This window comes from Streptomyces phytophilus, assembly GCF_013870535.1.
Classification (GTDB): Bacteria; Actinomycetota; Actinomycetes; order Streptomycetales; family Streptomycetaceae; genus Streptomyces; species Streptomyces phytophilus.
Genome location: NZ_JACBXC010000290.1, coordinates 1 through 5,858 on the forward strand (window position 1 = coordinate 1; position 5,858 = coordinate 5,858).

Annotated in this window: 5 protein-coding genes and 1 pseudogene; 4 read left to right on the top strand and 2 right to left on the bottom strand. The window is 72.1% G+C overall.

Going from position 1 to position 5,858, the window contains the following annotated elements:
* Positions 1-208 (bottom strand): annotated as a pseudogene (locus tag H5J30_RS36750) (CDP-alcohol phosphatidyltransferase family protein); the annotation flags it as partial.
* A gap of 233 nt (positions 209-441) precedes the next feature.
* Between H5J30_RS36750 and galE the strand changes: the two are divergent.
* From galE to idi, 3 genes are all read left to right on the top strand, one after another.
* Entirely contained in the window at positions 442-1,428 is a 987-nt protein-coding gene (gene galE, locus H5J30_RS15130) for a UDP-glucose 4-epimerase GalE (protein ID WP_181787955.1), read from the top strand.
* 158 nt (positions 1,429-1,586) lie between these two features.
* Complete coding sequence (locus H5J30_RS15135; RefSeq protein WP_181787956.1) at positions 1,587-2,519, top strand: cation diffusion facilitator family transporter; 933 nt, start codon at positions 1,587-1,589, stop codon at positions 2,517-2,519.
* A 107-nt stretch (positions 2,520-2,626) separates the two neighbouring features.
* Positions 2,627-3,187 (top strand): isopentenyl-diphosphate Delta-isomerase, encoded by a 561-nt coding sequence (gene idi / locus H5J30_RS15140; protein WP_181787957.1) that lies wholly within the window; start codon positions 2,627-2,629, stop codon positions 3,185-3,187.
* On the opposite strand, the gene H5J30_RS15145 is transcribed toward idi, so the two are convergent.
* Entirely contained in the window at positions 3,120-3,650 is a 531-nt protein-coding gene (locus H5J30_RS15145; RefSeq protein ID WP_181787958.1) for an ATP-binding protein, read from the bottom strand. The two genes, idi and H5J30_RS15145, sit on opposite strands and share 68 nt — an antisense overlap.
* A 404-nt stretch (positions 3,651-4,054) precedes the next feature.
* On the opposite strand from H5J30_RS15145, the gene H5J30_RS15150 reads away from it, so the two are divergent.
* On the top strand, positions 4,055-5,680 hold the full coding sequence (locus tag H5J30_RS15150; protein ID WP_181787959.1) for an ABC-F family ATP-binding cassette domain-containing protein: 1,626 nt from the start codon (positions 4,055-4,057) through the stop codon (positions 5,678-5,680).
* The last annotated feature ends 178 nt before the right edge of the window (positions 5,681-5,858 follow it).

Sequence of the window (5,858 nt, forward strand, 5' to 3'; positions counted from 1 at the left end):
GTACGGCGACCACGCCGGGCACGGCCGCGCCGGGGAAGCGGGGGTCGGCCAGGGTCAGGCGCAGGCTGTGCCGGTGGCCGACGAAGCGGCTGTCGACGAGCGCGACCCGGCCGTCCTCGGGCAGCAGCGCGAGAACGGTGGCGGCGTCGGCCACGTCCGCGGCGGTACGCACGTCGTCGTACCCCAGCGACTCCAGGTCGCTCTCCAGGGGGGACCCGGGGACGGGCGGGCCGATCAGGATTGCGGTCCGCAGTCGAACTCACTCCTTGGCAGGCGGAAAGGCAAGCGGGTCCGCCCCTCCCCCGTCCGGCCGGGCGGCTGTCGGCAGAGGTTAGCGGATCCCTGGAACCACGGGTTCACCGCCCGTTCGCCTCGACCGGGTGGCGATCATCATTTCGCAGCTCGCACCCGTGCTCCAAACCGGGGCGGTAGTGTTCCGGCATGACGTGGTTGATCACCGGCGGGGCCGGTTACATCGGCGCGCATGTCGTGCGGGCCATGACGGGTGCCGGGGAGCGGGTCGTCGTGCTGGACGACGTGTCGACCGGGAACCCGGCCCGGCTGCCCGCGGACGTACCGCTGGTGCGCGGCACGTTCCTGGACCGGCTGCTGCTCAACCGCACCTTCGCCGAGTACGACGTCACGGGGGTGCTGCACCTCGCGGCGAAGAAGCAGGTCGGCGAGTCCGTGGAGCAGCCGCTCTCGTACTACCGGGAGAACGTGCACGGCCTGGGCGTGCTGCTGGAGGCCGTGGTGGCCGCGGGCGTGCGCCGCTTCGTGCTCTCCTCCTCCGCCGCCGTCTACGGCATGCCGGACGTCGACCTCGTCACCGAGGACACCCCCTGCCTGCCGATCAACCCGTACGGCGAGACCAAGCTCGCCGGCGAGTGGCTGCTGCGGGCCACGGGCCGCGCCCACGGGCTGGCCACCGCCTGCCTGCGCTATTTCAACGTCGCCGGGTCCGCCGCGCCCGAGCTGGCGGACACCGGGGTGTTCAACGTGGTCCCGATGTTCTTCGAGCGGCTGACCGCGCACGAGCCCATGCGGATCTTCGGCGACGACTACCCCACCCCCGACGGCACCTGCATCCGCGACTACGTCCACGTCGTCGACCTCGCCGACGCGCACCTGGCGGCGGCCCGCCGGGTCGCGGCCCCCGCGGTCTCCGGCGACCTGACGGTGAACCTCGGCAGCGGCACCGGCGTGTCGGTGCGGGAGCTGGCCGAGGTCGTCGCCGACGTCACCGGGCGCCGCGAGCACCCGCCCGCGGTGCACCCCCGGCGGCCCGGGGACCCGGCCCGCGTGGTCGCGTCGTACGAGCTGGCGGCCAAGGAGCTGGGCTGGCTCCCCCGGCTGGACGTGCGCGCCATGGTCGAGTCCGCCTGGGCGGGCTGGTTGCACAGCCATCCCGCCGCACGGCGCGGCTGACCAGCCGAGACGTCCGCAGGAGCGTTTCCGCAGGTCAGACGATGAAAACCGACTTCATGTCAAGGTTTGGCGAATACCCCCTGCCCGTAGTTCACTGAGATCGCCGGGCAGGCACGAGGGCCTGTCCGCGACCGCCTGGGAACCGGAGGGCATGCGGCATGGGTGCAGGGCACGACCACTCCCACGGATCGGCCGGCGGCGGTACGGCCTCGGCCGCGCACCGCGGCCGGCTGCGCATGGCCCTGATCCTCACCTCGTCGGTGCTGGGGCTGCAGGTGGTCGGCGGGGTGATCACCGGCTCGCTGGCGCTCGTCGCGGACGCCGGGCACATGGCGACCGACGTGGTCGGGCTGTCCATGGCGCTGCTGGCGATCCACTTCGCGAACCGGCCGACGAGCGAGCGGCGCACCTTCGGCTTCGCCCGCGCCGAGATCCTGGCGGCGCTGGCCAACTGCCTGCTGCTCTTCGGCGTCGGCGGCTACATCCTCTACCAGGCGGTGCTCCGCTTCATGGACCCGCCGGAGATCGAGGGCGGGCTGACCTTCGCCTTCGGTGCCGCGGGCCTGGTGGTCAACCTGATCTCGCTGGCCCTGCTGATGCGCGGCCGGCAGGAGAGCCTGAACGTGCGCGGCGCCTTCCTGGAGGTGCTGGCGGACGCCCTGGGGTCGGTCGCGGTGATCATCTCGGCGCTGGTCATCATCACCACGGGCTGGCAGTACGCGGACCCGGTCGCCTCGCTCGCCATCGGCTCGATGATCATCCCGAGGACCTTCCGGCTGCTGCGCGAGGCGCTGGACGTGCTGCTGGAGGCGGCGCCGAAGGACGTGGACGTCTCCGAGGTGCGCACGCACATCCTCGCGCTGCCGGGTGTGGTGGAGCTGCACGACCTGCACGTGTGGACGATCACTTCGGGGATGCCGGTGATATCGGCGCACGTCGTGGTCAAGGAGAACGTGCTGCAGGCGGTGGGTCAGGAGAGGTTGCTGCACGATCTGCAGGGGTGCCTCGGCGATCACTTCGATGTCGACCATTGCACGTTCCAGATCGAGCCCGTCGGACACGCCGAGCACGAGGCACATCTCTGTCATTGAGGCGTCATCGGTGAGGCAGACTGAATGAGGCGTTCCGTCGGTCTCCGCCCGCCGCGGGGGCCGGGGCGACCGCACCGGACGCCGTAGATCGGACGCAAAGGATGGTCATGCCGGCCGCTACCACCGAAGAGATCATGCTGGAGCTCGTCGACGAGGACGGCACCACGATCGGCACCGCCGAGAAGCTGTCCGCGCACCGGGCGCCGGGCCGGCTGCACCGGGCGTTCTCCGTGTTCCTCTTCGACACCGCGGGCCGGATGCTGATCCAGCAGCGGGCGCCGGGCAAGTACCACTCCCCCGGCGTGTGGTCCAACTCCTGCTGCGGCCACCCGTACCCCGGCGAGTCGCCGCTCGCCGCCGCGGCCCGCCGCACCTACGAGGAGCTGGGCGTCTCGCCCGCGCTGCTCGCGGAGGCCGGGACGGTCACGTACCACCACCCGGACCCGGCCTCGGGGCTGGTGGAGCACGAGTACAACCACCTCTTCGCCGGGCTGCTGCGGGCTGCTCCGCGGCCGGCCGCCGACGAGGTCGGCGATGTCGCCTTCGTCACGGCGGACGAGCTGGCGCGGCGGCACGCCGAGGACCCGTTCTCGGCGTGGTTCATGACGGTGCTGGACGCGGCCAGGCCGGCCATCCGGGAGCTGACGGGCCCGGCGTCCGGCTGGTGACGCCGGCGAGCGGGAGGGAGGCCCAGATCACCTTCCCGCCGTCGACGGTGTGCGCCACGTCGCAGGTGCCGCCCGCCTCGCTCGTGATCGCCTTGACCAGCAGCAGTCCCCGGCCGCCCGTCTCGTCGTCGTCCGCCTGCAGGGCCTTCGGGCGGTACGGGTGCTGGTCCTGGACGGCGACGCGGACCCAGCCGGCGCTGACCGACAGCTCGACGCCGATCTCCGGGGAGAGCACCCCGGCGTGCCGGACCGCGTTGGTCACCAGCTCGGAGACGATCAGCAGCACGCCCTGCAGCAGTTCGTCGCCGATGGGCACGCGCCGGCGGACGAGGAGGTCGCGTACGGCGTGCCGGGACTGGGGCACGGAGGAGTCGAGCGCCGGGGCGTCGAACTTCCAGGTGCCCTCGTACGCCGCGGGGACCACCTGGCCGGGCTCGGGCCTCAGGCTCGCGCCGTCGTTCACCGCCGGCACCTGCTTTCACCACCACTCACCCTCCGAGTGTTGGCAATCACCGGAGCTCAACCCCCCTACGCGCAGAACTTGACTGGCTTTCGTCACCTTCCGACCGGCTGCGCCATGCCCGGCTTGCGTTGCGATCGAAATAATCGGTTGCCGATTCCCGTTGAAGCGTCGTACCGTCACAGTGCCCTGCAGTCGACGATTGGAGAAGGTGTTGCTCGTCTGAGGTCCCTATGGCACCGTGCCCGCGGCATTCCCGTGTGCGGCACGTGCGACCTCATGGCTTGAGCCACCTTCCTCTCCTGCAGGGCGCCCCCAGCTGCGCTCCCGTTCCACCCGGCTCTCCCAGGTCGCCGTCCGGTGCCGACGCCGCCCATCGCACCCTTACGAGCCCACCGGGAGACCGCATGTCATATCCCTCCACGCCGCACGCCGCCACCTCCGTCACCTGCACCGGGCTGGCCTTCACCTGGCCCGACGGCACGACCGTCTTCGAGGGCTTCGACCTCGCCGTCGGCCCCGGCCGCACCGGCCTGATCGGCCGCAACGGCACGGGCAAGTCCACGCTGCTGCGGCTGATGGCCGGGGAGCTGACCCCGGCCGCCGGCACGGTCAAGGCCGCGGGCACCGTCGGCTACCTGCCGCAGAACCTCGTGCTCGACACCGCCGCGCGGGTCGACGAGGTGCTGGGCATCGACGGTGTGCGGCGCGCGCTGCACGCCATCGAGTCGGGCGACGTCGCCGAGGAGCACTTCACGGCCGTCGGCGACGACTGGGACGTCGAGGAGCGCGCCCGCGCCACCCTCGACCAGCTCGGCCTGACGCACGTCGGCCTCGACCGCACCATCGGCGAGGTCTCCGGCGGCGAGTCGGTGCTGCTGCGGCTGGCCGCGCTGCTGATGCAGCGGCCGGACGTGCTGCTGCTGGACGAGCCGACGAACAACCTCGACCTGAAGGCCCGCCGCCGGCTGTACGCGGCCGTGGAGGCGTGGCCGGGCGTGATGGTGGTCGTCAGCCACGACCGCGAGCTGCTCGACCGCGTCGACCAGGTCGCCGACCTGCGGGACGGCGAAGTCGCCTGGTACGGCGGCAACTTCACGGCGTACGAGGAGGCGCTGGCCGTCGAGCAGGAGGCCGCCGAGCGCACGGTGCGCTCCGCGGAGGCCGACCTCAAGCGGCAGAAGCGCGAGCTGGCCGACGCGCACGAGAAGCTGAGCAAGCGCAAGCGGTACGCCGACAAGCAGTTCGCGAACAAGCGCGAGCCGAAGATCATCATGAACGCGCGCAAGCGGGAGGCCCAGGTCTCCGCCGGCAAACACCGCATCATGCACGAGGAGCGGCTCAAGGACGCCAGGGAGCGGCTCGACGAGGCGGAGGCGGCGGTACGGGACGACGACGAGATCCGCGTCGACCTGTCGTACACCGCCGTCCCGGCGGGCCGCGACGTACTCATGCTGCGCGACCTGGAGCTGCACTACGGCGCCAGGGTCGAGGCGCTGCAGGTCCGCGGCCCGGAGCGGATCGCGCTGACCGGGCGCAACGGCGCGGGCAAGTCGACGCTGCTGCGCACGGTCGCGGGCCAGCTCGCGCCGGTGGCGGGCGAGGCGGCGGTGCACGTACCGCTGCGCTACCTGCCGCAGCGGCTCGACGTGCTGGACGACGCGCTGAGCATCGTCGAGAACGTGGCCCTGCTGGCGCCCGCGGCGACCAACCAGCAGATCCGCGCCCGGCTGGCCCGCTTCCTGTTCCGGCAGGGCCGGGCGGACCAGATCGTCGGCACGCTGTCCGGCGGGGAGCGGTTCCGCGCCACGCTGGCGGCGCTGATGCTGGCGGAGCCGGCGCCGCAGCTGCTGATGCTGGACGAGCCGACGAACAACCTGGACATGGCGAGCGTCGGGCAGTTGGTGAAGGCGCTGGAGTCGTACGAGGGCGCGCTCGTGGTCGCCAGCCACGACGTGCGGTTCCTGCGCGACATCGGCATCACGCGCTGGCTGGTGCTGGACGAGGAGTTGAGCGACATCGAACCGCTGTAGGCAGGGCGCGCCGGGCGGCTCCCGCGGCCGGTCCCGGCTGCGCGCCCGGTCGTGAGAGGCTGCCGGTCATGAGCGAAGGCGAGCTGCGGTGCGGCGTCGAAGGCGGCGTAGCGACCGTGGTCATCAGCAACCCGGCCAAGCGCAACGCGATGACGCCGGACATGTGGCGCGCGCTGCC

Coding starts and splice junctions, on each gene's coding strand:
- galE (WP_181787955.1), top strand. CDS start 442: ATGACGTGGTTGATCACCGGCGGGGCCGGTTACATCGGCGCGCATGTC.
- H5J30_RS15135 (WP_181787956.1), top strand. CDS start 1,587: ATGGGTGCAGGGCACGACCACTCCCACGGATCGGCCGGCGGCGGTACG.
- idi (WP_181787957.1), top strand. CDS start 2,627: ATGCCGGCCGCTACCACCGAAGAGATCATGCTGGAGCTCGTCGACGAG.
- H5J30_RS15150 (WP_181787959.1), top strand. CDS start 4,055: ATGTCATATCCCTCCACGCCGCACGCCGCCACCTCCGTCACCTGCACC.